The organism is Bacillus sp. P4_E1 (assembly GCF_056401715.1).
In genome coordinates this window covers 25508-50097 of record NZ_JBFUIV010000019.1, presented here as the reverse complement: position 1 = coordinate 50097, position 24590 = coordinate 25508, and the positions used below count along the sequence as shown (strand labels likewise).

General features: G+C 34.6%; 26 protein-coding genes and 1 pseudogene. 19 read left to right on the top strand and 8 right to left on the bottom strand.

Annotation, left to right across the window (positions count from 1 at the left end; genetic code table 11):
• The first annotated feature begins 51 nt into the window (after nt 1-51).
• From putP to AC1DS7_RS22445, 4 genes are all read left to right on the top strand, one after another.
• Entirely contained in the window at nt 52-1530 is a 1479-nt protein-coding gene (gene putP, locus AC1DS7_RS22460) for a sodium/proline symporter PutP (RefSeq protein WP_002142737.1), read from the top strand.
• Nucleotides 1531-1870: 340 nt separating this feature from the next.
• Complete coding sequence (locus AC1DS7_RS22455) at nt 1871-2809, top strand: ring-cleaving dioxygenase (RefSeq protein WP_002142735.1); 939 nt, start codon at nt 1871-1873, stop codon at nt 2807-2809.
• Nucleotides 2810-2836: 27 nt separating this feature from the next.
• Nucleotides 2837-3451 carry an alpha/beta hydrolase gene (locus AC1DS7_RS22450; protein WP_002142733.1) on the top strand — a complete coding sequence of 205 codons (615 nt, stop codon included), beginning with the start codon at nt 2837-2839 and terminating at the stop codon, nt 3449-3451.
• A gap of 137 nt (nt 3452-3588) precedes the next feature.
• A complete protein-coding gene (locus AC1DS7_RS22445; protein WP_476999226.1) occupies nt 3589-4374 on the top strand; it encodes a phosphotransferase enzyme family protein in 786 nt (261 codons plus the stop codon).
• A 145-nt stretch (nt 4375-4519) separates the two neighbouring features.
• On the opposite strand, the gene AC1DS7_RS22440 is transcribed toward AC1DS7_RS22445, so the two are convergent.
• Entirely contained in the window at nt 4520-6052 is a 1533-nt protein-coding gene (locus tag AC1DS7_RS22440; protein ID WP_002087826.1) for a BA3702 family sensor histidine kinase, read from the bottom strand.
• Nucleotides 6053-6288: 236 nt separating this feature from the next.
• Here AC1DS7_RS22440 and AC1DS7_RS22435 point away from each other — a divergent pair, with 236 nt between their 5' ends.
• Nucleotides 6289-6660, top strand: coding sequence for a VOC family protein (locus AC1DS7_RS22435; protein ID WP_002087825.1), 372 nt, complete (start codon nt 6289-6291; stop codon nt 6658-6660).
• A gap of 20 nt (nt 6661-6680) precedes the next feature.
• On the opposite strand, the gene AC1DS7_RS22430 is transcribed toward AC1DS7_RS22435, so the two are convergent.
• Complete coding sequence (locus AC1DS7_RS22430) at nt 6681-7490, bottom strand: YitT family protein (protein WP_000251329.1); 810 nt, start codon at nt 7488-7490, stop codon at nt 6681-6683.
• Between the two features lie 143 nt (nt 7491-7633).
• On the opposite strand from AC1DS7_RS22430, the gene AC1DS7_RS22425 reads away from it, so the two are divergent.
• From AC1DS7_RS22425 to AC1DS7_RS22410, 4 genes are all read left to right on the top strand, one after another.
• Nucleotides 7634-8437, top strand: a complete 804-nt coding sequence (locus AC1DS7_RS22425; RefSeq protein ID WP_002142727.1) for a protein phosphatase 2C domain-containing protein — start codon at nt 7634-7636, stop codon at nt 8435-8437.
• A gap of 15 nt (nt 8438-8452) precedes the next feature.
• Entirely contained in the window at nt 8453-8905 is a 453-nt protein-coding gene (locus tag AC1DS7_RS22420) for a peptidoglycan recognition protein family protein (RefSeq protein ID WP_002033528.1), read from the top strand.
• Between the two features lie 17 nt (nt 8906-8922).
• Nucleotides 8923-9174, top strand: a complete 252-nt coding sequence (locus AC1DS7_RS22415) for a DUF2164 domain-containing protein (RefSeq protein ID WP_002033529.1) — start codon at nt 8923-8925, stop codon at nt 9172-9174.
• Nucleotides 9175-9615: 441 nt separating this feature from the next.
• Nucleotides 9616-11085: a DUF4822 domain-containing protein gene (locus AC1DS7_RS22410; protein ID WP_002142725.1), complete on the top strand. Its 1470-nt coding sequence runs from the start codon at nt 9616-9618 to the stop codon at nt 11083-11085.
• A gap of 287 nt (nt 11086-11372) precedes the next feature.
• Here AC1DS7_RS22410 and AC1DS7_RS22405 read toward each other — a convergent pair whose 3' ends face one another.
• Both AC1DS7_RS22405 and AC1DS7_RS22400 read right to left on the bottom strand, forming a co-directional pair.
• Nucleotides 11373-11576 (bottom strand): CsbD family protein, encoded by a 204-nt coding sequence (locus AC1DS7_RS22405; RefSeq protein ID WP_002033531.1) that lies wholly within the window; start codon nt 11574-11576, stop codon nt 11373-11375.
• Nucleotides 11577-11747: 171 nt separating this feature from the next.
• Nucleotides 11748-12560 (bottom strand): annotated as a pseudogene (locus AC1DS7_RS22400) (GNAT family N-acetyltransferase).
• Between the two features lie 152 nt (nt 12561-12712).
• Between AC1DS7_RS22400 and AC1DS7_RS22395 the strand changes: the two are divergent.
• From AC1DS7_RS22395 to AC1DS7_RS22370, 6 genes are all read left to right on the top strand, one after another.
• Nucleotides 12713-12916 (top strand): hypothetical protein, encoded by a 204-nt coding sequence (locus AC1DS7_RS22395; protein WP_012261408.1) that lies wholly within the window; start codon nt 12713-12715, stop codon nt 12914-12916.
• A gap of 456 nt (nt 12917-13372) precedes the next feature.
• Nucleotides 13373-14161, top strand: a complete 789-nt coding sequence (locus AC1DS7_RS22390; protein WP_002142721.1) for a helix-turn-helix domain-containing protein — start codon at nt 13373-13375, stop codon at nt 14159-14161.
• A gap of 170 nt (nt 14162-14331) precedes the next feature.
• On the top strand, nt 14332-15945 hold the full coding sequence (locus AC1DS7_RS22385) for a long-chain fatty acid--CoA ligase (RefSeq protein WP_002137724.1): 1614 nt from the start codon (nt 14332-14334) through the stop codon (nt 15943-15945).
• A 123-nt stretch (nt 15946-16068) separates the two neighbouring features.
• Nucleotides 16069-16644 carry a biotin transporter BioY gene (locus AC1DS7_RS22380; RefSeq protein WP_002142720.1) on the top strand — a complete coding sequence of 192 codons (576 nt, stop codon included), beginning with the start codon at nt 16069-16071 and terminating at the stop codon, nt 16642-16644.
• A gap of 65 nt (nt 16645-16709) precedes the next feature.
• Nucleotides 16710-18173, top strand: coding sequence for an acyl-CoA synthetase (locus AC1DS7_RS22375; protein ID WP_476999225.1), 1464 nt, complete (start codon nt 16710-16712; stop codon nt 18171-18173).
• Nucleotides 18166-19263: an acetyl-CoA C-acyltransferase gene (locus AC1DS7_RS22370; RefSeq protein WP_016100839.1), complete on the top strand. Its 1098-nt coding sequence runs from the start codon at nt 18166-18168 to the stop codon at nt 19261-19263. The genes AC1DS7_RS22375 and AC1DS7_RS22370 overlap by 8 nt, the downstream gene beginning before the upstream one ends.
• An 8-nt stretch (nt 19264-19271) precedes the next feature.
• Here the strand turns inward: AC1DS7_RS22370 and AC1DS7_RS22365 are convergent, their stop codons facing one another.
• Nucleotides 19272-19853 carry a DUF6434 domain-containing protein gene (locus tag AC1DS7_RS22365; RefSeq protein ID WP_016100840.1) on the bottom strand — a complete coding sequence of 194 codons (582 nt, stop codon included), beginning with the start codon at nt 19851-19853 and terminating at the stop codon, nt 19272-19274.
• A 104-nt stretch (nt 19854-19957) separates the two neighbouring features.
• Between AC1DS7_RS22365 and AC1DS7_RS22360 the strand changes: the two genes are divergently transcribed.
• Nucleotides 19958-20401, top strand: a complete 444-nt coding sequence (locus AC1DS7_RS22360) for an NUDIX hydrolase (RefSeq protein ID WP_016100841.1) — start codon at nt 19958-19960, stop codon at nt 20399-20401.
• A 42-nt stretch (nt 20402-20443) separates the two neighbouring features.
• Here the strand turns inward: AC1DS7_RS22360 and AC1DS7_RS22355 are convergent, their stop codons facing one another.
• The gene (locus AC1DS7_RS22355; RefSeq protein WP_476999224.1) at nt 20444-21646 is read right to left on the bottom strand and encodes an alanyl-tRNA editing protein; all 1203 of its coding nucleotides are present in this window, start codon (nt 21644-21646) and stop codon (nt 20444-20446) included.
• 131 nt (nt 21647-21777) lie between these two features.
• On the opposite strand from AC1DS7_RS22355, the gene AC1DS7_RS22350 reads away from it, so the two are divergent.
• On the top strand, nt 21778-22176 hold the full coding sequence (locus AC1DS7_RS22350) for a hypothetical protein (protein ID WP_088099413.1): 399 nt from the start codon (nt 21778-21780) through the stop codon (nt 22174-22176).
• Between the two features lie 84 nt (nt 22177-22260).
• Nucleotides 22261-23499 carry an MDR family MFS transporter gene (locus AC1DS7_RS22345; protein WP_476999223.1) on the top strand — a complete coding sequence of 413 codons (1239 nt, stop codon included), beginning with the start codon at nt 22261-22263 and terminating at the stop codon, nt 23497-23499.
• Nucleotides 23500-23544: 45 nt separating this feature from the next.
• Here AC1DS7_RS22345 and AC1DS7_RS22340 read toward each other — a convergent pair whose 3' ends face one another.
• Together AC1DS7_RS22340 and AC1DS7_RS22335 are read right to left on the bottom strand one after the other, a co-directional pair.
• Nucleotides 23545-23931 (bottom strand): Hsp20/alpha crystallin family protein, encoded by a 387-nt coding sequence (locus AC1DS7_RS22340; RefSeq protein WP_002033545.1) that lies wholly within the window; start codon nt 23929-23931, stop codon nt 23545-23547.
• 125 nt (nt 23932-24056) lie between these two features.
• The gene (locus AC1DS7_RS22335; RefSeq protein WP_002014281.1) at nt 24057-24200 is read right to left on the bottom strand and encodes a small acid-soluble spore protein P; all 144 of its coding nucleotides are present in this window, start codon (nt 24198-24200) and stop codon (nt 24057-24059) included.
• Nucleotides 24201-24321: 121 nt separating this feature from the next.
• On the opposite strand from AC1DS7_RS22335, the gene AC1DS7_RS22330 reads away from it, so the two are divergent.
• Nucleotides 24322-24585: a hypothetical protein gene (locus AC1DS7_RS22330; RefSeq protein ID WP_002014282.1), complete on the top strand. Its 264-nt coding sequence runs from the start codon at nt 24322-24324 to the stop codon at nt 24583-24585.
• The last annotated feature ends 5 nt before the right edge of the window (nt 24586-24590 follow it).

Genomic DNA, 24590 nt, shown 5'->3' with positions numbered 1-24590 from the left:
AAGTCATTTTTCGAAATTTTGAATGGCTTATATAACTAAGGGAGAGATTTGGTGAAGATTGAGATTATGGTTTCGCTTGCTATTTATATGGCAGGTATGTTGTATATCGGTTATTGGTCTTATAAGAAGACATCCGATTTATCAGATTATATGTTAGGCGGAAGGGGACTCGGTCCAGCAGTTACAGCTTTATCAGCTGGTGCTTCTGACATGAGTGGTTGGATGCTAATGGGATTACCTGGTGCGATGTATGCAACAGGATTATCAAGTGTATGGATTGCGATAGGTTTATTAATAGGTGCTTATGCAAACTATTTAATTCTTGCCCCGCGTTTGCGAACGTATACAGAAATGGCAAATGATTCAATTACGATTCCAGATTTTTTAGAAAATCGGTTTAAAGATCGTACGAAAATACTTCGTTTTGTCTCCGCTATCGTCATTTTAGTGTTTTTCACATTTTATGCGTCAGCTGGTTTAGTTTCAGGTGGACGTTTGTTTGAGAATTCTTTCAATCTTGATTATAAAATTGGTTTATTTGTAACTGTCGGTGTCGTTGTTGCTTATACATTATTCGGTGGCTTTTTAGCAGTAAGTTGGACCGACTTTGTGCAAGGTTGTATTATGTTTATTGCTCTTGTGTTAGTGCCAATTGTAGCTTTTACAGATGTCGGTGGTGTAACAGAAACATTCAATACGATTAAGCAAGTTGATGCATCGCATTTAGATATGTTTAAAGGTACTACAATTCTTGGTATTATTTCATTTTTAGCATGGGGTCTTGGGTATTTTGGTCAACCGCATATTATTGTTCGCTTTATGGCAATTACCTCTGTTAAAGATTTAAAAACTTCTCGTAGAATCGGTATCGGTTGGATGACGATTTCAATTATAGGTGCAATGCTTACTGGTCTAATTGGTATTGCTTATTACGCTAAAAATAATGAGAAATTACAAGACCCAGAAATGGTCTTTGTAACATTCTCAAACATTTTATTCCATCCGTATATTACTGGATTTTTATTGTCAGCTATTTTGGCTTCGATTATGAGTAGTATTTCCTCGCAATTACTCGTTATTTCAAGTGCTGTAACGGAAGATTTCTATAAAACATTTTTCCGTCGTAACGCAAGTGATAAAGAACTTGTATTTATCGGTAGACTGTCAGTATTAGTAGTAGCTATGATCGCAGTTGTTTTAGCGTATCATCCAAGTGATACAATTTTAACACTTGTCGGTTATGCTTGGGCAGGATTTGGTTCAGCATTCGGACCCGCCATTTTATTAAGTTTATATTGGAAGAGAACGAACAAATGGGGTGTTCTTGCTGGTATGATTGTAGGTGCAGTAGTTGTTATTACTTGGGTACAAATTCCAAGTTTAAAAGCGACTATGTATGAAATGGTACCTGGATTCTTCTGTAGTTTATTAGCTGTTATAGTTGTAAGTTTATTAACGAAAGAACCAGTGAAAGCAATTCATCGTGAATTTAACGAGATGGAAGCAGTGTTGGAAGAGGAAACGAAATAATTAGCGAAGAGAGTAAATGCTAACTAGCATTTACTCTCTTTTGATTTAAAATGAAAATAAGTGCTTGTTGACAACTAAAAGTAAGTAACTTATAATAAATATTGAGTTCGAGATAATTTATTTCCGAATAAAGATTTCAGATGGAGTAAATATTTTTTTGGAATTATCTCGAATTCGAGATGAATTCAGTGATATAGAAGATAATGCGTAATTTCACAGCTTATATCTCGAATTAAAGATAAAATCATAACGATGGATTTTACTTTGCAGTATGGACAAAATGAATAATGAATTTTAATGTATAAAAGTTTTTAAAATGAAATAAAAAGGGGCGGAGAAAATGGAAAAGAAAACGATGGGAATTCATCACATTACAGCAATCGTAGGTCACCCACAAGAAAATGTAGATTTTTATGCAGGTGTATTAGGATTGCGTTTAGTAAAACAAACAGTGAATTTTGATGATCCAGGTACGTATCATCTTTATTTTGGTAATACAGGAGGGAAGCCTGGAACAATTATTACGTTTTTTCCATGGGCAGGTGCTCGTCAAGGTATTATTGGGGACGGTCAAGTAGGCATTACGTCTTATGTCGTACCAAAAGGTACAATGGAGTTTTGGGAAAATAGATTAGAAAAATTCGACGTACCGTATACAAAAATGACTCGGTTTGGAGAACAGTATATAGAATTTGATGATCCACATGGTTTGCATATAGAATTAGTTGAAAGAGAAGAGGGCGAATTAAATAATTGGACTTTTGGGGAAGTTACGCCAGAAGTAGCAATTAAAGGATTTGGCGGTGCTGTTCTTTTATCTGCACAACCTCAAAAAACTGCTGAATTGTTAGAGCATGTTATGGGTCTTGAGAAAGTAGGAGAAGAGGGAGAGTTTATGCGGTTCCGTTCTTCTGCTGATATTGGAAATATTATCGATTTGAGATTATCAACAATTGGACGTGGGCAAATGGGTGTTGGTACAGTTCATCATATTGCTTGGAGAGCGAGTGATGATGCTGATCAATTAGACTGGAAAGAGCATGTTTCTCGCTTTGGATATGGTGTAACCCCTGTACAAGACCGAAACTATTTTAACGCAATTTATTTTAGAGAACACGGCGAAATCTTATTTGAAATTGCAACAGACCCTCCTGGTTTTACCCATGACGAATCTTTAGAGACGATGGGTGAGGAGTTAAAATTACCGGATCGATATGAACAACATAGAAAACAAATTGAACAGACACTCTTACCATTTGAAGTGAGAAATCTAGATTAAAGTGATTGAAAGGGGAAAAGGAATATGATGAAACATGTTTTTCAAAAAGGAAAAGATACGTCAAAACCAGTGTTGTTATTGCTTCATGGTACAGGAGGAAATGAATTAGATTTATTACCGCTTGCAGAAAGAATTGATCGGGAAGCTTCTGTATTAAGTGTTCGTGGAAATGTATTAGAAAATGGGATGCCTCGTTTCTTCCGCCGATTAGCAGAAGGTATTTTTGATGAAGAGGATCTTGTTTTCCGTACGAAGGAATTAAATGAATTTTTAAATGAAGCAGCAAAAACATATGAATTTGATAGAGATAATATCGTAGCTGTTGGGTATTCAAATGGAGCAAATATTGCGGCGAGCTTATTATTCCATTACGAAAATGCATTAAAAGGTGCAGTCCTTCATCACCCAATGGTGCCTAGAAGAGGAATAGAGTTACCTAATTTAGCAGAGAAATTCGTATTTATCGCTGCTGGAACAAATGATCCAATTTGTTCACCTTCTGAGTCAGAGGAATTGAAGATGCTATTAGAAAATGTAGATGTTAATGTAACAATGCATTGGGAAAATAGAGGACATCAATTAACGATGAATGAAGTAGAGAAGGCAACAGAATGGTATGAAAAAATATTTTCACATGCATAAATAGTAGACTAAATCGAGTGTAAAATCATAAAGATTTTATACTCGATTTTTTTGTTGCAATTTAAGGGGTTAAAAGAGAATAGGAAAGTTATGTTAAAATATAAAGAAAATGTAGAATAATGGAGGGGAACTATTAGATGTCAAACTACGAAAATGAAGAAATGCTAACGGGAGGGAATGTCTCAAACGTATATCGTTCGGAAGATACTGTTCGACGAGAATTAAAGCAAGGCAGTACCAAAATTCATAAGCTATTAAATCATTTGGAAAACAAAGGTTTTAGTTATGCACCAAAGTTTTTAGGTATTGATGATAAAGATAGAGAGATATTATCATTTATTGAAGGAGAAGCTGGTAATTACCCTTTAAAAGAGTACATGTGGTCTAATGAGGTTTTAAAAGAAATAGCGAAGATGCTCGGTCTTTATCATGATGCTGTGAGTGATTTCCCGTTATCAGATGATTGGAAACCGATGGATAATACTCCAAATACAATAGAGGTTGTATGCCACAATGATTTTGCAATATACAACATTATTTTTAATAACGAAAAACCAGTAGGTATTATTGATTTTGATGTTGCTGGTCCTGGACCCAGACTTTGGGACATAGCCTATACTCTTTACACTTGTGTCCCATTAAGTAGAGTTTATTATAAGGAAACAGGTGCGGCGGTTTATTATAATTCATTACAGCATGCAGACCGCATAAAGCAAAGAGTTAAATTGTTTTTTGAGTCCTATAAAAGTGATGGCATCGCCGAGGATTATTTGGAGATGGTACTTCTACGATTAGAAGGATTATGTAAATACATGAAAAGAAAAGCACTAGAAGGCGATATGAACTTCCAAAAGATGATAGATGAAGGGCATCTTGAACATTATGAAAATGATATTCAGTTTATTCGTAAACATGGAAAATAGTGGATTTAATAAAATAAATCGTATACAAAAATAAAGCTCAGAGTCATATAGGGACTTTGAGCTTTTTAACGTATTAGTGTAGATGTTTTCCACAATAACTCGACTACTTATAACAGATGTCTTTTACTATATTAATGTAGCATAGTTAAGAGTTTGTTACAGGCTGAGCTGTAGCAATCGGTAATTGGATATCGACAGTTGTTCCTATGTTTAATTCACTGGAAATGAATAATTTTCCGTGATGCTCTTGAATGATTTTATAGCACATCATTAAGCCGAGGCCAGTTCCTTTTTCTTTCAAGCTATAAAAAGGTTCGCCAAGACGAGCCATGCGCTCTTCAGGAATCCCACACCCTTCATCCATAATGCGTATTGAAACAAAATCATTTTCTAACGAAGTTGTTTGAATGAATATGTTACCACCATCAGGCATCGCCTCGATTGCATTTTTTAATATGTTAATCAAAACTTGTTTTAATTGATTACTATCACATTGAATGTCAGAAATATAATCGAAATGATCCATGATGATATGAACGCTATGCATAATTGCTGTTGGTAAAATAAAAGTTACAACTTCTTCAATTAATGTTTGTACGTTGCATGTATGAATAGATAACACTTGTGGTTTAGACATCGCCATAAATTGGCTTGTTATAGATTCCATTTGTGAAATTTCACTCAACATAACGTCCACATACCATTTATTTTCCTCATTTATTTCTGGATGTAATAACGTTAAAAATCCTTTTAATGAAGTGAGCGGGTTTCTAATTTCATGGGCAATTCCAGCTGTCAGTTGTCCTACTACTGCAAGTTTTTCGGATTTCCGTAATAACTTTTCAGTTTCTTTTAGTTCGGTAACGTCTCTTCCCATCACTATAAGACCTTTGCGTGAGCCATCAGGATGGAAGAGTGGGACTTTTGAAATGCTTAAAACTAGGTCGAAATCATTTCTATGTATAATAAATTCCTCTCCGTGAAGAATTTGTCCTTTTTGCCATGTTAGTTCATCGACTTCTTCACAATGCAAAAAAGATTCGCGGTATGCTTCGTTATATTGAATGAGTTCATTATCTCTTTTTCCATGATAAGGAACGTTATGGAAATTGAAACAAGAAAGCGCATAGTCATTCGCTTCAAGCCAGCGTCCTTCATGATCCTTAAAAATAACAAATGCAGGCATTGAATTCATTAATGTGCGTAATCGTTTCTCACTCTCTTGTAATACTTTCTCAATTCTTTCTGATTTTTCAAGGGGTTTCATAATGGCGTATACACCTGTTAAACGGTTTTTAACAAAAATAGGAACTAATTTTGTTACGACATCTAGTAAATATCCGTCTTTATGATAAATAGAGACGATATACTCTTTTTGATTGTCAGCTGCAGCATTTTTTATGTATTGTAGCACTTGATCAGAAATATGTGCTTCTAAAATAGAAGTGATTGTTTTTCGCTCTAATTCGTTAGAAGTATAACCTAATATTCTTTCCGCAGAGGGGTTAATATGTAAAATAACTCCTTCTAAATTCAATGAAATAATACTATCAGGGTTATGTTCAAAAAGAGATGCATACATTTCTGCTAAAGAACGATTTTGTATATGGTTTCGCAAGCGCTCCGATACGTTTGGGTGACGCTTTTTTTGAGTAGATGAATGTTTTTTACGACTCATAATATTTCCTCCGTACAACTAGCATCTAAAAAAGATGAATCTAGTACTAACTATAATATAGGTGCAATGTGTATTTCTATAAAAAATGGAAATTATATAATAAATTTTCTTTTTTATTTTTAGTGGAAGGTAAAAAAGGGTAGTAATAAGAGAATCTTATATTGCTTTATTAATATTTTCTAAGTTACATGAATGTATTTTCGTTATAACATTAGAATAGAAGAGGGGGAAGGAATATGAAAAATTATATTCAAGGAATTGATCATGTACAAGTAGCGGCGCCAGTAGGATGTGAAGAAGAAGCGCGAGAATTTTATGGTAATAAAATTGGTATGGAGGAAATCCCAAAGCCAGAGGAATTAAAGAAGCGTGGTGGGTGTTGGTTTAAGTGTGGAAATCAAGAGATTCATATCGGAGTTGAGCAAAATTTTAATCCAGCTAAAAAAGCGCATCCAGCTTTTTATGTTTTGAAAATTAATGAATTTAAACAAGGGTTAATAAAGCAAGGTATTGAAGTAATAGATGATCATGCGCGACCAGATGTAATCAGATTTTACGTGTCAGATCCGTTTGGAAATCGAATTGAATTTATGGAAAATAAAAACTAGGTGAAGGTCCACCTAGTTTTTTACACTTTTCTAAACAATCCTAATACTTCAACAGTCTCCGTAATATTAACGAATGCATGAGGATCAATTTCCGAAATCGTTAGTTTCATACTTGCTAATTCTTCACGTGAAACGACTGTCATAAGTACACGTTTTTTTTCATTTGAATAAGCACCTTCACCATCAAGTAACGTAATTCCACGTACTACAGTTGAAAGAAGCTTTTTTTTCATTTCTTCTGCTTGATTTGTTACAATCATAAGTGTAACTTTACGATGTTTCGTATGAACGGCATCAATTACTTTACCAGTTACATAAATTGAAAGTAAGCTTGTAAGGGCAACATCCCAAGTGAAGAAAAATCCTGCAATGACAACAACAACAGTATTTAATGCAATAAGGAATCCACCAAGTTTAATATCTCGCTTACGAGATAACAACATACCGATAATATCAAATCCACCAGTTGAACCATGGCAGTTAAAGACAAGACCAATACCAGCTCCGGCGATGACACCGCCAAATACAGATGATAAAAGTGGATCTGTTGCTACGACTTTTACTGGAACATAGTATAATGCAACAGATAATACAATTACAGAAACAACCGTGTTAAAAATTACTTTTTTTCCAAGACCTATGTATCCTAAAATAAGGATAGGTAAGTTCAATACAAAGTTAATAATACCTGTGTTTACAGGGGTTACAATCCCTAAAATAATAGCAATTCCGCCAATTCCACTACTTAAAATTTTATGGGGGATAAGGAAAAGATTAAAGGCAATTGCGATAATAATAGAACCAAAAATAACACCAAGAAATCTGACCATCTCTTTCCCGTCCTTCACTAAATAATCATATTATTTCAAGATTATATATGAAATTGAAAGTTTTTGGGGAAAACAGTTTATTTTGGAAAATTAGATTAATCTAAATAGTTCGAGTGTTTGATAAATTGGGAGGGGATACAGATATGAAGATAACAACATATCAACAGAAAAGTCCTTTAAAACAAGAGTGTGAGGATTCATTTTTTTGTAATGAAGATAAAATGATTTACGGTGTATGTGATGGAGCAACTCCGCTCGTCCCGTTTTGTGATGAAGAAGGACATAATGGAGCATACATCGCTTCGCATTTATTTGCAAGTCATTTTACTTCGTTACGGGAGATTAATAGTTTACAAGGTGAAGTTGCAAAGGCGAATGAATTATTGCAAAACAAGATGCTAGAGTACAAGGTTGATACGAGAAAAAAAGACCATCTTTGGTGTACATGTATTGCAGCAGTTCAAATAGAAGGCGAAAAACTTGAATATGCACAGTTAGGTGATTGTATGATCGTTGCAATACTTCAAAATGGAGCGATGAGAGTATTAACGAAAGATACGGTTCAAGGAATTAGTAAACGTGCAAAAAAGAAGAGAGAGGAAGATAGAGAAAAGGGATTACCTATACCTGAGGAACACGTTTTTCAAGATGTTCGGGAGCAGTTAAAATACAATCGCTATCTTGCAAATATGCCAAGCGGCTACTCAGTTGCAAATGGGATGAAAGAAGCTATGGATTATTTACAATATGGTGAATTACAGGTAGCTGAAGTAAGTGGGATTTTTATTTGTTCAGACGGATTGTTTCACCCAGAGTGGTCGTTAGAACAAACTGTAGCATATATAAGAAAGAATAGTATAAAAGAATATGTAGCAATCATTGAAAGGTTAGAAGGAGAAAATAGAATAAGACCAGATGATAAAACAGTTATTATGATCGATTTGTAAGAGGAGGATGTTCATATGGAAATTAAATGTGCAAATTTAACATTTCAAAATGAGTTAGTTCCTTTAGAAAAAGTAAATAAACTGATCATCCACCATACGTCAGAAGATGGCTGGGATGTGTATAAAACTCACGAATTTCATCAAAAGGTAAGAGGATGGAGCGGGATTGGTTACAATTATTTTATTGAAGAAGATGGAACTGTAGTCGAAGGGCGAGGTTTACATATTGGAGCACATGCGAAAGATAATAATAGTGACACAATTGGAATATGTATGACGGGAAATTTTGATAAATATGATCCAAATACTGCACAAATGAATTCATTATATTCTTTATGTAAAATGTTTATGAAGCAGTTTGCCATAGAGAAAGGAAATATACTCGGCCATAGGGAGTTAGAAGGGGTTACAAAAACTTGTCCAGGAAATCGCTTTTCTATGGTAGAGTTAAGAAAAGTATTATCTTAAATATAGAGGAGTAACGAATGATGATGAACATAAAAATAACGAATGATAAAAAAGAAGAGCTTGTAGCACAAATTCAGCAATTTTTCGTTGAAGAAGATTTAGATGAAATTGGACGTTTCCAAGCAGAACGTTTAATAGAAGAAATGATAAAGTTAGTAGGACCATTTGCATACAATCAAGCAATTGGAGATGCAAGAAAGCTTGTAAGTGAGAAATTAACGAATATTGAAGAAGATTTGTATGTGTTAGAGAAGAATGAGGGTAAATAAAAAGAGCTATTTTGGTCGTCTTCCGTCAATTATAAAATAAGTATATGCCACGGCTTTTTTCCGATGTTTTGTTTGGAAAAGGCCGTGAAATTGTTTTTGGACATATAAAATAAACCTCTTTTTTTCCAAAAGGGACCCTAGAATTAAAAAAACGTTATTCTTTCTTAACAAGCTAGATGAGAAAGAATAACGTTTTTTTGATTGAGATTAAAAATATATTATCTTAATTTTATCTTTTTTTAATAATTTATTTATGGGCAATTTATAGTTGCTATTTATAATTTCTATATATAACAGCTATGGATACTACGAAAAAGAACTTTGGAGGTGTAACCAATTAGCTGTAATCAAAATTTAAAACATGAATTGCTCACATAGAATCTTCTTTTGGAAGATAAGGGGTGTAATTCTTTGTTAAATGAAGGAAGGGATTGGGAAGCTATGAATAAAACAATTTTAAAAACATGTATCATATCAGCAGTTTTAGGTGGAAGCCTATTAAGTGAAAAAAATGGAGAGGTGAAAGCAGAGGAGGTTACACCACAAACGAATCATACTGTTGTATTCAAAGATGTTCCAAAGGGGCATTGGTCATATGAGGCGATTCATCAATTAACAGGTGAGAAAATTATTTTCGGCTATGATGATGGAAGATTTGGTTTTGGAGATAACGTAACACGCGAACAAGTTGCAGCTTTAATGTATCGTTATTTTAATATGGCAGAAAACAAAAATTATCAGAACCCATATGGGGACGTAAGCGAAGATTCGACAAGCTATATAAAGGAAATCTTGTCTTTAACAGAAATGGGTGTTTTTAAGGGTGATGAGTATGGGAACTTTAGACCGAAGGCATCCTTAACACGTGCAGAAATGGCACAGGTTCTTACAAATGCTTTTCATTTAAAGGCAAAGAGTGATCATACTTTTAATGACGTTTCAACGAACTCATGGGCAAGAAATGCAATTAGTGCTGTTCAAACAAATAATATTGCAAAAGGAGTAGGAGGAGGGGAATTCGCTCCAAGTATGGATGTGACGCGTGAACAGTATGCACAATTTTTATACAATGCAATACAAGAAACTCAACAAACGAAAGGGCAGCTACTAGCTAGTATACTTGGTGAAACAAACTGGAAAGGGACAAAAGTCTATGACAAAGATCATAATGATTTAACGAAAGAAAATCAAAATTTCATCGGGCTTGCAAAATATGATGCTAAAACTGCAAGGTATGAATTTTTTAATGCAAATACAGGAGAGAGTCGTAATGATAGCGGTACCTTTTTTATAACCAACGATGGAAAGGAAAGAGTGTTAATTTCTGAAACGCAAAATTATCAAGCAGTTGTTGAATTAACGCAATTAGACAAGGAGAAATTTACATATAAAAGAATGGGGAAAGATGCAAAAGGGAACGATGTAGAAGTATTTGTTGAGCATGTTCCTTATCAAGAAAAAGAGCTTTCTTTTACCCGACCTGATAAAAATTTAGAAAGCTCGACGGGGAAAATAGTTACAGACGTTGATGGAGATGAAATCTTATCTAGTACTCTATGGAACGGAACAGTGGTATTAGATGAACAGGGTAATAATGTAACAAACTACAACTCTAACTTAATCAGTCTAGCAAAATATGATAAAAATACAAATAAATATGAGTTTTTCAATATGAATACAGGGATAAGTCGTGGGGATTATGGTTTCTTCGATGTTGTACATGACAATAAAATAAGAGCTCACGTTTCGTTAGGAAATAATAAATATGGTGCGGTCCTTGAACTTACAGAGTTAAATAAAGATAAATTTACGTATACAAGAATAGGGAAAGATGCGAATGGAAAAGATATAAAAATCTTTGTTGAGCATGAACCGTATACAGGTGACCTAAAACCAAATTTCACAAAGTAAGATGTAAAAGTAATCTTATACTCTAGCAAAGGCATTATGTTAGAAAATGTTAGTAAGGAAAAACCTGAGTGATTAGGATTAGGTAATTATACAATAGAAGTAAAATAGTTCTTTATAGACAAATAGATGCCTTGAGGCATCTATTTGTCATTTTAAAATGATCTTATGGGTAAATGTAAAATACAAACTCTCTTACTTTCTCGGTTGTATTTTCATTTTTGAGTAGCTGACAATCTTTTCAGATCTAGTAACTTACTACTTGCACGACCATACATCGTGGCTCTTTTTTATTTGTTCTCTTTATATTCATGTATTTTCTCTTTTACATTACCGACAGTATCTTTAGCAGTGCCTTTCACCTTATCCCATTTTCCCTCGGCTTGTAATTTTTTATTGTCAGTTACTTTCCCGACAACTTCCTTTACTTCACCCTTTACCTTATCAATGGCACCTTCTACTTTTTCTTTTAAACCATGATCATGTTTAGTCATACATTTCTCCTCCTTGTAGTTTGAGTAGAATTCTCTTTTCATATTGCAAGTTGAATGATGTATCTAGTAATAGCGTAACAAATTTAGTTTGAATATTCAAATGAGTAACAGGATAGAAAGGGAATTGTCATAAAATGTATACATTCGTAATGGAAAGAAAAAGAAAGTTAATTATATGTCTTTCGCAGTCCATATTGATTTTGTATAAGCAATTTTCATATGGGCACGTTCCATATTATTTTGACTGCCGCTACCAAATCGAGCTTGTCCAACTATTAAATTGCAATTGGATGCAACAGCGGTCTCGATTCGTTTTTGAATTAATGCGGTATGACAACCTTTACGTTGAAATTCTGGCAAAGTAGCAGAAGCAGCTAATGAAGCAACACCTTTATTTATATAAAGTACCCCTATACTAGCAGGAGTGTTTTGAACTTCGGCTATGAAAAAATGCCAGCCGGATTTATTGTAGAGAATTTCGTTATTTTGGTGCACACCATATTTTGTAAAGGATGGCATGTTAAATCAACGTACATATATGTCTGCAAAAATATCAAATTCATTTTCTTTTAGTTGGCGTACTGAAATGTTAGAAGGCAGCAGCGATGAGTCTTCTCTTGGTAAACTATATAAAGCGGTATGGAAGTTAGATTGATAAAAATCTTTTTGAGATAAGTATTGAAATAATTCAGTTGCACCTTGCGCTGGTGTAATTTCAAAACGGCAAGGGATTTGTAGTGATTGATAATAAGCGATGATTTCATCTATCTCATCTGTATTTGTAAAGGTAACGCCTTTTACTGTGTTAAAAGCAGGACCAGCAATTATTTTTGATGAAAAGGCAGTGGCACTCCCGAACTTTTTCGTTTGTACTTGCATTGGGTTGCCGCTTATTGTTTGTAGTACCTCTAATCTAGAAGAAAGCATATGTATTTCTGCGTTTTCAATTTCTTGTGCTGTATTGACTGTCATAATTGTACTCATACGATTCCTCCGTCAATTAATATAGTTCATAGTACATATACGATTTTTCTTCTGAGATTCCTGTTGAAATGTAAGAGAATAAGAGGTTTTTTGGAAGGGAAATGGAAGCGAACTGTCGAAGGGAGTGGAAACAGATTAAAGGTGGTGCTCTCATGAAACAGAAAGACGTGCAGACATGCTCTCATTGCGGTTCTCAAAACATAGGAGAAGGTGAGTTTATCGGTTATGCACAAATACGGAAAAAGGAAACGATGTTCACATCTTCACCAGTGGATGCTTATATTTGTACAGATTGCGGGAATATCCTTTCATTAAAGGTACGGAATTATGAAAAGTTTAAGCAGAAGCCGTTATGATTGTTAAGAAGTGGTAATATAAAACGTCGTATACGAAAGATCTTACATTAAGTTAATTTAATATAAGTGACATTTTACATATATATGAGTACGCCTTAAAAAAAGAGATAAAAACATATACTGTATGAGATGCTCATCATTCATTACATGAAGCAGAAAAATATATAGAAGAAAAAGTAGTCATCTTAGAATGGTTCATAACGAAAACTCCTTTAAATGAATAAAGGAGTTTTTTTATTTTTTATAACAATAATTCCCTTTAATTGTTATAATTGGTCATTGAGAGTAATTATTTTATTAACGCCATAATTATAGAAGAAAAACAGCTAAATCGTATTTAAAACCGCTATATAACACAATCGCAACCGTAAGTTGACAAAGTGCAACCGCAGGAAGATAGAGATAAGGGCAATGTTTACATACAATTTAGGTAAGAAAACAAAGGGGGACACACATATGGGATTTGGTGAAAAGCTTTTTAAATTAAGAAAGGAAAAGGGCCTTTCTCAAGAAGCGTTAGCTGAAAAATTAAACACAACAAGGCAAGCAGTTAGTAAATGGGAAAACGGTCAAGGATTTCCTGAAACTGAAAAGTTAATAATGATTGGAAATGTATTTGAAGTATCACTCGACTATTTATTAAAAGAAACTGCTGAGCAAAGTAATGAAAAGGAAAATGGTTATTATGTAAGTAAGGAAATGGCGGAAGGGTATATAGTGTATGGGCAAAAAATTTCTAAATATATCGCATTAGGATTTAGCTTGCTTATTTTATCTACAATACCGTATTTATTATTTAAAGAAAATGCAACAATGTCTACATTCCTTGTCATTATCATTGCTGTCCTTGGAATTGGAGCAATGATGGTACCTGTAACTATAGAAGAGAGTCGATACAATGTATTAAAAAAAGAAGAATTACTATTTGATCCAAACTTTTTAAAAGAATTGACAAAAAGATATGCGACTATTAAAAAGAAGTATGCTGCAGTAGTAATTGTTGGACTTTGTTTCATAGCGGCAGGAGCGATACCATTTTTATTTGAGAAAAAACGAATTACTTCAGGAGAGCTCGTGCAGTATTATCCTTATTGTGTTGTACTTATTGCTATCGGGTTTTATCTTTTTGTTCGTGTTTTAGGAGTGTTAGAGACGTATCGGATTTTAGTAGAAAATAAAGAATATAGTAATCGTGTCATTTTTAAATTAAAAAAGAAAGTAAGAAAAAAGGTAGATAGTTTTTAAATAGGAGAGAACCATGTTTTGTATCGTATATATTCAAAACATGGTTTTTATTTATTAGAATTATTTCCAAAGAAATAATTCAGAAAATACAGAAAAATATCGTAATTATTTGTAGAAGTCTGTTATAATATACAGAAATGAAAACGCTTTAAAGGGAGGCTATAAACAATATGATGATGAATGTACCGCTAACAATTAGTTCTATGATGGAAAGAGCAGAGAAACTGTTTTCGAAGAAAGAAATTGTTTCACGGACACATGATACAGTTACGACGTTAACGTATAAGCAGTTAGGTGAAAGGACGAGAAGACTTTCAAGTGCGCTAAAAAAATTAGGAATTAAAGAAGGCGAGCGTATAGGAACGTTAGCGTGGAATCATCATCGACATGTGGAGGCGTATTTTGCTATTCCAGGTATTGCTTCCGTTTTACACACAATTAATATTCGTTTATCTCCTCAACATATTTCATACATTATTCAGCACGCAGAAGATCGCATTTTACTCATTGATGAAGATCTCGTACCACTTGTTGAAAATATTCAATCACAATTATCAACTGTACAAGCCTACATTATTATGACTGATAAAGACGAACTTCCAAAAACTACACTGGAGCCTGTATATCATTATGAAAAGCTATTAGAAGAAGGCGATCCCAATTTCCAATTTGTAAAAGATATTGATGAAAATACACCTGCTGGTATGTGTTATACGTCAGCGACTACAGGGAATCCAAAAGGTGTTGTTTATACGCATCGTAGTACGGTTTTGCATTGTATGGCACTCGGTTTAGCGGATACAGCTGCTTTATCGGAAAGTGATGCGGCGATGGCAATTGTACCGATGTTCCATGTGAACGCTTGGGGGCTTCCTTTTGCAGCTACTTGGTTTGGAACTAAACAAGTTCTGCCAGGACCAATGTTTACTCCAAAAATTTTATTAGAGATGATTCAAGCTGAAAAAGTAACGATAGCAGCAGGTGTGCCGACAATTTGGCTCGGTGTATTACAAGAGTTAGAAAATAATAGTTACGATTTATCTAGTATAACGAGAATATTATGCGGTGGTGCTGCTGCACCGAAAAGCGTTATTAAAGCATTTGAGCAAAAATATAATGTTCCTTTCGTACATGCATATGGTATGACTGAAACAAGCCCACTCGTAACACTTGCACGTTTAAAAAGTTATGAAACAGAATTATCATATGAAGAGCAATTAGAAATCCGCTCAAAACAAGGATATCTTGTCCCTGGTGTAGAGATGAAAGTAGTCGGTACAAACGGTGAAGTGAAGTGGGATGGTACTGAGATGGGAGAGTTATGTTTACGAGCACCTTGGATCGCTGAAAGCTATTATAACGATGATCGTACTGTCGAAGGATTCCGAGACGGTTGGTTATATACTGGTGATGTTGTTACAGTTGATGAGGAAGGCTGCGTGAAAATTGTTGATCGTACGAAAGATGTTATTAAAAGCGGGGGAGAATGGATTTCTTCAGTGGATCTTGAAAATGCTTTAATGGCACATGATGCTATATTTGAAGCGGCTGTCGTTGCAATTCCTCATCCGCAGTGGCAAGAACGCCCAGTTGCCTGCGTTGTTCAAAAGAAAAATAGTACGGTTACAAAAGAAGAAATATATGAGTTTTTAAAACCGCAGTTTGCGAAGTGGTGGTTACCAGATGATATTGTATTTATGGAAGAAATACCGAAAACATCTGTTGGGAAGTTTTTAAAACAGGCACTTCGAAAAGAACTTGAGCATTTGCATAAAGAGAAATAATTGAATTTACATTTGTAAACTTATGAGGAAATAAGGTTGACAAAGAGTGAATAGAAAGATAATATAACTCCTATAATATGTTACCTAAAATCCATTTCAAGTTTACAAATAGGAGAAGCAAATATGAATACAAAAAACTTAGTTTTCGTCGCTTTATTTAGTTCTATTATGGGAGTGTTAGGGTTAATACCTCCAATTGCTCTTGCTATTACACCAGTTCCAATTACATTACAATCACTCGGTGTTATGCTTGCTGGTGGGTTGTTAGGCTCACGTCTTGGTGCGTTAAGTCAGCTTATTTTCTTACTTATAGTTGGAGTTGGAGCACCATTACTTGCTGGTGGGCGCGGGGGACCAGGTGTATTTGTTGGGCCAAGTGCAGGATATTTACTTGGTTATATCGTTGGAGCGTTTGTCATTGGATATTTAATTGAGCGTTTACGTGAAGTTTCTATTATAAAAGTACTATGCATTAATATAATTGGTGGTATTTTCGTAGTTTATGTATTTGGTATCATTGTCCAAGCTTTCGTAATGGATATTTCCGTATGGGAAACGATGAAAGTAAGTGCCGTATTTTTACCAGGTGATTGCATAAAGGCGACTATAGCAGCGATTCTTGTGACAAGATTACATCGCTCATTGAAACATATTATTACGCCTGCTTTGAAGAATAAAAAAATTACAAATGCAGGGTAAGAAAAAGGAGAAACACGTTACTTGCGTGTTTCTTTTTATTATTTTGTAAAGAAAGGAAGTCTCATATGGGGATTACAAAAGAATATAAAAAGTATGCCTCTTTACAACCAAATAAAATAGCGATTAAAGAAAATGATAGAGTATTAACATATAAAGAATGGTTTGAGTCAGTGTGTAAAGTAGCAAACTGGTTGAATGAAAAAGAATCGCAGAATAAAACGATAGCAATTTTATTAGAGAATAGTATGGAATTTTTACAACTATTTGCGGGTTCTGCTATGGCTGGATGGGTTTGTGTGCCGCTAGATATAAAATGGAAACGAGATGAACTTAAAGAAAGAATAGCGATTAGTAAACCGGATATTATTGTGGCGGAGCAGTATAGGCTTAGTGATATATCGTGCGAAGAAGGAAGGATTATTGAGATTGAAGAATGGAAAGAAATGATTGAGAACTATCTTCCTGCATATCATTCTGTAGAAAATGTACAAAACGCTCCTTTTTATATGGGATTTACATCAGGATCGACTGGAAAAGCAAAAGCGTTTTTACGTGCTCAACAGTCGTGGGTACATAGTTTTGATTGTAATGTACATGATTTTTATATGAAAAAGGAAGATTCTATTTTAATAGCTGGGACGCTTGTTCATTCTCTTTTCTTATACGGGGCAATAAGTGCATTGTTTTTAGGGCAAGCGGTACACATAATGAGAAAGTTTGTACCAGTTCAAGTGCTATCTAGTATAAGGATAGAGAATATTTCTGTAATGTATACAGTTCCTACAATGCTTGAGTCTTTGTATAAAGAAAATAAAGTAATTGAAAGTGAAATGAAAATTATTTCGTCAGGAGCGAAATGGGAAGCTGAAGCAAAAGAGAAGATGAAGAATGTGTTTCCTTATGCAAAAAGATATGAGTTTTATGGTGCGTCTGAGCTAAGCTTTGTAACGGCATTGGTTGATGAAGAGAGTGAAAGAAAACCGAATTCAGTAGGGAAACCTTGTCATAATGTACAAGTTCGAATATGTAATGAAGCAGGAGAAGAAGTACAGACAGGTGAGATAGGAACTTTGTATGTGAAAAGTGATCAATTTTTTATGGGCTATGTATCGGATGGAGCTATAATCCCGCAATTGTCCGAAGGTGGCTGGATGACAGTGCAGGATGTGGGCTACCAAGATGAAGAAGGCTTTATATATATTGTTGGTAGAGAGAAGAATATGATTTTATTTGGAGGAATCAATATTTTCCCAGAAGAAATAGAAAGGGTATTACAGACACATCCAGCTGTTGAAGAAATAGTTGTGGTTGGTGTAGAAGATAGTTACTGGGGTGAAAAGCCTGTCGCTATCGTAAAAGGAAGTGCTACAAAGCAACAATTAAAGAGTTTTTGCTTACAACGATTATCATCTTTTAAAATACCGAAAGAATGGTACTTTGTTGATGAAATACCTTATACAAATAGCGGGAAAATAGCTCGCAATGCAGCAAAAAATATGATTGAAAACCGGGAGAAGATATATGAATAGAGCGGTTATTGTAGAAGCGAAAAGAACACCTATTGGTAAGAAAAATGGGATGTTGAAAGATTATGAAGTTCAGCAATTAGTAACGCCGCTTCTTACGTTTTTAAGTAAAGGAATTGAGAGAGAAATAGACGATGTCATATTAGGGAATGTTGTTGGACCGGGAGGTAATGTTGCAAGATTATCTGCTTTAGAAGCTGGGCTTGGTTATCATATACCTGGTGTAACGATTGACCGGCAATGCGGCGCTGGATTGGAAGCAATTCGCACCGCATGTCATTTCATTCAAGGCGGCGCAGGTAATTGTTATATTGCAGGAGGAGTAGAGAGTACAAGTACATCACCTTTTCAAAATAGAGCGCGATTTTCACCAGAAACAATTGGTGATCCAGATATGGGATTAGCGGCTGAGTATGTTGCAGAGCAATATAACATAACAAAAGAGATGCAAGATGAATATGCTTGTCTTAGCTATAAAAGAACGCTGCAAGCATTAGAAAAAGGATATATACAAGAAGAGATATTACCTCATTATTTTAATGGATTATTAGATGAATCTATAAAGCGAGAAATGAATTATGAAAGAATGATTAAGAGAACGAAACCTGTATTTTTACAAAATGGAACGGTAACAGCAGGGAATTCGTGTGGTGTAAATGACGGGGCATGTGCTGTTCTTGTAATGGAAGAGGGGCAAGCTCGGAAATTAGGGTACAAGCCAGTTCTTCGTTTCGTTCATAGTGCTGTAGTTGGAGTTGACCCAAATCTTCCAGGAACTGGTCCGATATTTGCCGTACAAAAACTACTTAGAGAAATGAATTTAGTAATAGAAGATATTGATTGTATTGAGATGAATGAAGCGTTCGCCGCTAAAGTTGTTGCATGTGCACAAACGTTACAAATTCCGTATGAAAAGTTAAATGTAAATGGTGGTGCGATTGCGCTTGGTCATCCGTACGGTGCATCTGGAGCTATGCTTGTAACGCGCTTGTTTTATCAGGCTAAAAGAGAGCATATGAAATATGGAATTGCGACATTAGGAATTGGTGGGGGAATTGGGCTTGCTCTTTTATTTGAAAAAGTAGAAGACTAGCAAGTTAACTAGTTTTCTACTTTTTGAGGAATATAGGCGTTGCTACCAGGTTTTGCTTTTATTTCATTCCAAGCAGCGATAGCATCAGCTTTTGATTTTCCTTTGTTATTTGGATCTTCGAAAAAGTCGCGAGTAAAGCGATTGTATTCAAACTGTGTACCGATAGTTGTTTTATAGGATGGTTCTTTTTTACGTTCGTTTTCTTCGTACCAAAACGTTATCGCGTCTTCATATGTTTTTCCAATATTCTCTTTAAAAAACTTTTGAAGAGCTACTGTAAAGCGAAAGTTTGCTCCAGTTTTTTCTTTGAAAAAAGCACGCACATCTTCACTACAGCGGTGATTTTCAGTAATAATTGTTTGAAGAGAAAGATCTTTATAAGAGAGGGAAGCTTTACTCACTTTTTGATGAGAACTGTTTTTTAATACTTTACCCGTAGTTAAATAATGTGAGATACGCCCGCTTATTTCAATCTTAGAGCCACTAGCTGGTAAATCATGCTCACGACAAAATGTTTGCAGTTCTGTTTTTAACCAATAATAGTTTTGGAAATCTTCAAGAGATATAGACTTTGTTAAAGGTGGGCGCATGCATATAACAACTTCTTTCTTCCATAATTTTCTTTAATTATAAAACGTATGTTCTTTTTGTGGAAGGGTTAATTTATAAATTTAATGGGAAGAGGAGATTACATATGGAAAATGTAATGCAAGTTCGTGTTACTGGAATTTTAATTGAAGATGAAAAAGTATTGTTAGTAAAACAAAGAGTCGCTAATCGGAATTGGTCTTTACCTGGAGGAAGAGTAGAGAACGGTGAAACGTTAGAAGAAGCGGTGATTCGAGAAATGAGAGAAGAAACCGGATTAGAAGTTAAGATTAAGAGACTACTCTATGTTTGTGATAAACCAGATGCTATCCCATCTTTATTGCATATTACGTTTCTGCTTGAGAGGATTGAAGGTGAAATTACGCTACCTTCTAACGAGTTTGACCATAATCCGATTCATGATGTGCAAATGGTACCGATTAAAGACTTAAGTCATTATGGTTTTTCGGAAACTTTTATAACTCTTATAAGTGAAGGTTTTGCAAGTGCAGGGAGTTATCAAGGCTTGAAACAAAATATAGGCCTGTAAATAATTGAAGGATAGCCGTTAGCTACCCTTCATAAACATGTTTTACACTGCTGACTGTAAAGAAGAAACAAGTTGATTTAAAAACTCATCCCCACTCATAATTGCTTTTCCACCACCACGAGCACTCTTTTTATTGCCTCCGCCTTTGCCTTCAATTGTAGGAAGGGAATCTTTTAAAAGAGCATTCATATCGAGTGTCACTGCTTTACCACAAGCGAGAATACATTGTAATTTGTCCTCATTTTCAATAACGAAGTATGTAATTGCATGTTCTTGTTGTTCTGTAATAATAGCAGACAGTTTTACGATTTCTTGCATGGAACGATTTGTAAATACTTTAGAAATAAGTATTCCAGCGTATATTTCTGCAGGTTGTTGCAATAGTTCATTTGCTTCTACAAATAATAGTTTTTCATTCATTGCTTGTACTGCCTTTTCGTTTTCTTTTTGAGAGGTAAGAAGTTGTGCTACTTTTACTGGAATATCAGTTTCGCTACTGTTCAATTGCTTAGAAACATCTGTTAATATTTGTTGATGTTGTCCCATTAATTTAAGAGAACGCCAACCAGCAATAAATGTTAAGCGTATACCACCTTTATTGCGCTCCCATCCTAGTACTTGAATAGGACCTACTTCACCAGTATGTTTTGGATGCGTTCCACCACAACCGTTGTAGTCATAGTTTTCGATGATAACAACCCGTATATTTTCTGTCATAGTTGGTTCTTTGCGAAGGGGTAATGCTTTGGCCTCTTCTAAGTTCATCCATTCAATACGAATAGGGTGGTTTTCAAAAACAATTTGATTAGCAATTTGTGCGGCCTTCTCAATCGTTTCTGTAGACAGGTTTGCCGTTTCTAAATCAATTGTTACCGTTTCTTTTCCGAGATGGAACCCAATTGTTGGTATGTCAAAATGGTCCCAAAAAGCAGCAGATAAAATGTGCTGAGCTGTATGTTGCTGCATATGATCAAAACGGCGCTCCCAATCTATTTTACCCTCTACTTCTTCTGTATGTAATTGTTCTATTATGAAATGACGAATTTCTCCATTTACTTCTTCAACGTTACTTACCGGAATACCATTTAAAGTTCCAGTGTCGTGTGGTTGTCCGCCGCCTGTTGGATAAAATGCAGTTTCATTTAAAACAACATATAAGTTTCCTTCTGTATCATGCTCTTGTTTTATAACTTTAGTTGTAAAGGTTTGCTGATAAGCATCGTTGTAATATAATTTTTTCTCCAATTTTCTTTCTCCTTTCTCATTCACTAGTTTCATTGTAAAGCAATTGAAATAAGTTTCCTAATATTTCAGAAGAAAGAAACTATTTTTAGAATTTTCTTGCTATAATAAGAAAAAGAAAATGCGGGGGTGGAATGAAAATGCTATATGAAAACGGCGTAGATAAGCTGCTTAGTTTAAGCAGAAATATTTCCGAATTATATCGAGAATTAAATGAGATGACCCGGATTTTAACGGAATGTAATCGAGAAAGTGTGAAATTTGATCGGTTATATGTAAAGGAGTTACTTTGGAAAAAAGAAGATGTAATGGAGAAGTATGATCAATTACTCGTCCAGCTTTGTGTTAATGAATGCTTTGATTTAAAAAGTGTAATCACTGGCGAATATAAGTATACATATGAAGAAGTAGAAAGCATTGTTTTAGAATTTAATGAAAAGTATAATGTAGCTATTTTGATTAAAGATGTTTGTAAAGAATTACAGTTTACATATGGAATTGATATGGAGATAACGAGAACAGCTCGGGTATAAACATTTCAAGTATAGAAAAAGGAAGAAGAAAGCAGGTCCTTTGCTTTCTTTTTTTATGTAGGAAAAGAGAGAGTAGGTTTAAAGATGAAGGGGAAGTTACAGCATATTCATCCACTTGGAATGAGTATCATTATAGGGACATTATTTGCTAGGTTTGCAACTTCAATGAGCATTCCTTTTTTAGCGATTTATTTAACGACTGTTAAAGACGTATCGGCTGGAATGACCGGTGCTATCATTGGAACGAGTGCGCTTGTTGGAGTTTTTGCTAGTTTTATTGGGGGGAATTTATCGGATCGATTTGGCCGGAAAACGATTATGATGTGGTCCATGATTGTTTGGGTTTTTGTATTTATAGGGTTTTCAGTTGCAAATCATGTTTTTAGTTTCTTTCTATTAAACGCTTTGAATGGGTTATGTCGGTCTTTTTTTGAACCGACATCAAGAGCTTTATTATCAGATTTAACAAAACCAGAGTATCGTTTACTTGCTTATAACTTGCGGTATGGTGCAGTAAATGTCGGGGTAGCTGTTGGTCCAATTGTGGGATTGCAGCTCGGAAGTGCAAAATCAACAATTCCTTTTTTAGTAGCCGCTGGAGTGTACATTTTATATACAGTTATATTAGCGCTTCAATTTAAGAAATATCCACTTGATAAAAAGAAAGTAACTACAAAAAATCCGGTCACAATGTTAAATGCGGTTCGGATTTTGCGAAAAGACATAGTATTTTTAGTGGCTTTAGTCGGGATTATTTTGAGTAATAGTGGTTTTTCACATTTAACGACGACATTATCTCAATATTTTGCAAACGCATATATATTTCAAGATGGAGTAAAACTGTTCTCATATATGCTAACTTTAAATGCAATTACAGTAGTAGTTATTCAATACCCTGTTATTCAAATGTGTAAAAAGTATACGCCGTTAGCGTCTATTATGGTTGGAACGTTATTTGTGAGCGGGGGATTGTTTGGATTTGGACTAGTAGAATCTATGTTAGGGGCTGCTATATGTACAATTATTTTTACATTCGGAGAAGTATTAATGTTTTCAATGACAGATGTATTTATTGATGAGATAGCTGTTTCACATTTGAAAGGGACATATTTTGGAGCTATGGGCTTTTCAGGAATTGGAGTAGTAATTGGTCCTTGGTTTGGCGGGATACTTCTCGATCATTATGGATATCAAAATGGCTTTATAGTATTTTTAACATTAGCTATATTTTCAAGCATAGCGTTCCCAGTTCTTTTAGTGACAAAAGGTTTAATGAAAAAAAGATATATTAGAAATTCTAAAATAGAAATACATGCGAAATAACATGAGCCCGAGCAAACTAAAATGTTGCTCGGGCTTATATTTATATCAATCGTTAATTCGAAAAAAGACTTTCTCTTCATGCTTATTGGCAACTTCGTTTTTGGAAATATGAATGGCTAAATATCCATTCTCTAAACAGGCTAGCATCTTGTTATAAATGATATTAGTAGGTAAAGGAACAATCCGCTGTAAAGAAGTGTTTTTATAAAGTATACAAATGTTTAGGCCTGTCTCCATCTTTTTAATGAGTACATTTTGTGCAGTTGCATTTGGTACATCTGTTTCCAAAATGTATTCTTGCTCTGTTTCACAAAGGTCAATATGAATTTGATTTGGAAAACTAAAGTTACTACAAGAATCAGAACAAAATTGATCCATCCATTCTTCGAAACCATCAACATGAAAAAGACAATCCTTCTTTTTCTTGCCCATGAAAGACACCCTCCGTAAAATCTCAATTCATACTATGTTATGCATGAATGAAATAGAGGTGAAGAACAAATAGAAAAATATAAACATTTTATGTGAAAGATACAGTGTGTGTGAATACTTTTGCTTTACATATCATGATGTGCATGATTTTTTTGACGTGAATGATTACGATTTTTAACTTTGTGAGATCCACTTAAAGGTTCGGGCTGTCCAGAAGATTGCCCTTTTTTCTCGTTTTGACGATTAGATTGATTATTGTTTTTACCCATTGTATTTTACACCTCCTCTCCCTATTTAGAATGAGAGAAGTTTGCGAATTTATACTAGAATGTTTTTTGAGAAACGGGTAAAGATAAGTAGGACTAACTCATATAGGAAGGGGAAAGTGTTATGCCATATCATAAAGATAAGCAACAGGCTTTTCAGGCTGCGCAGCAAGGGGTTGTTCAAGCGGAAAATATATTCAATAATATTGTGAAAAATGACCCGAATTACGGCCATGATTTAAAAGAGTTACGCCAAGAAGTGCAAGAGGCGTACGAACAGATTCAAAATGCACTTGAAGTAGCATCAGAAACGCAGCGTCCACAACTTGAGCAATATGAAAGTAATCTCCAAAATATTATGCGAAATGTAGATCAAATAGAAAAGTGAAAAAG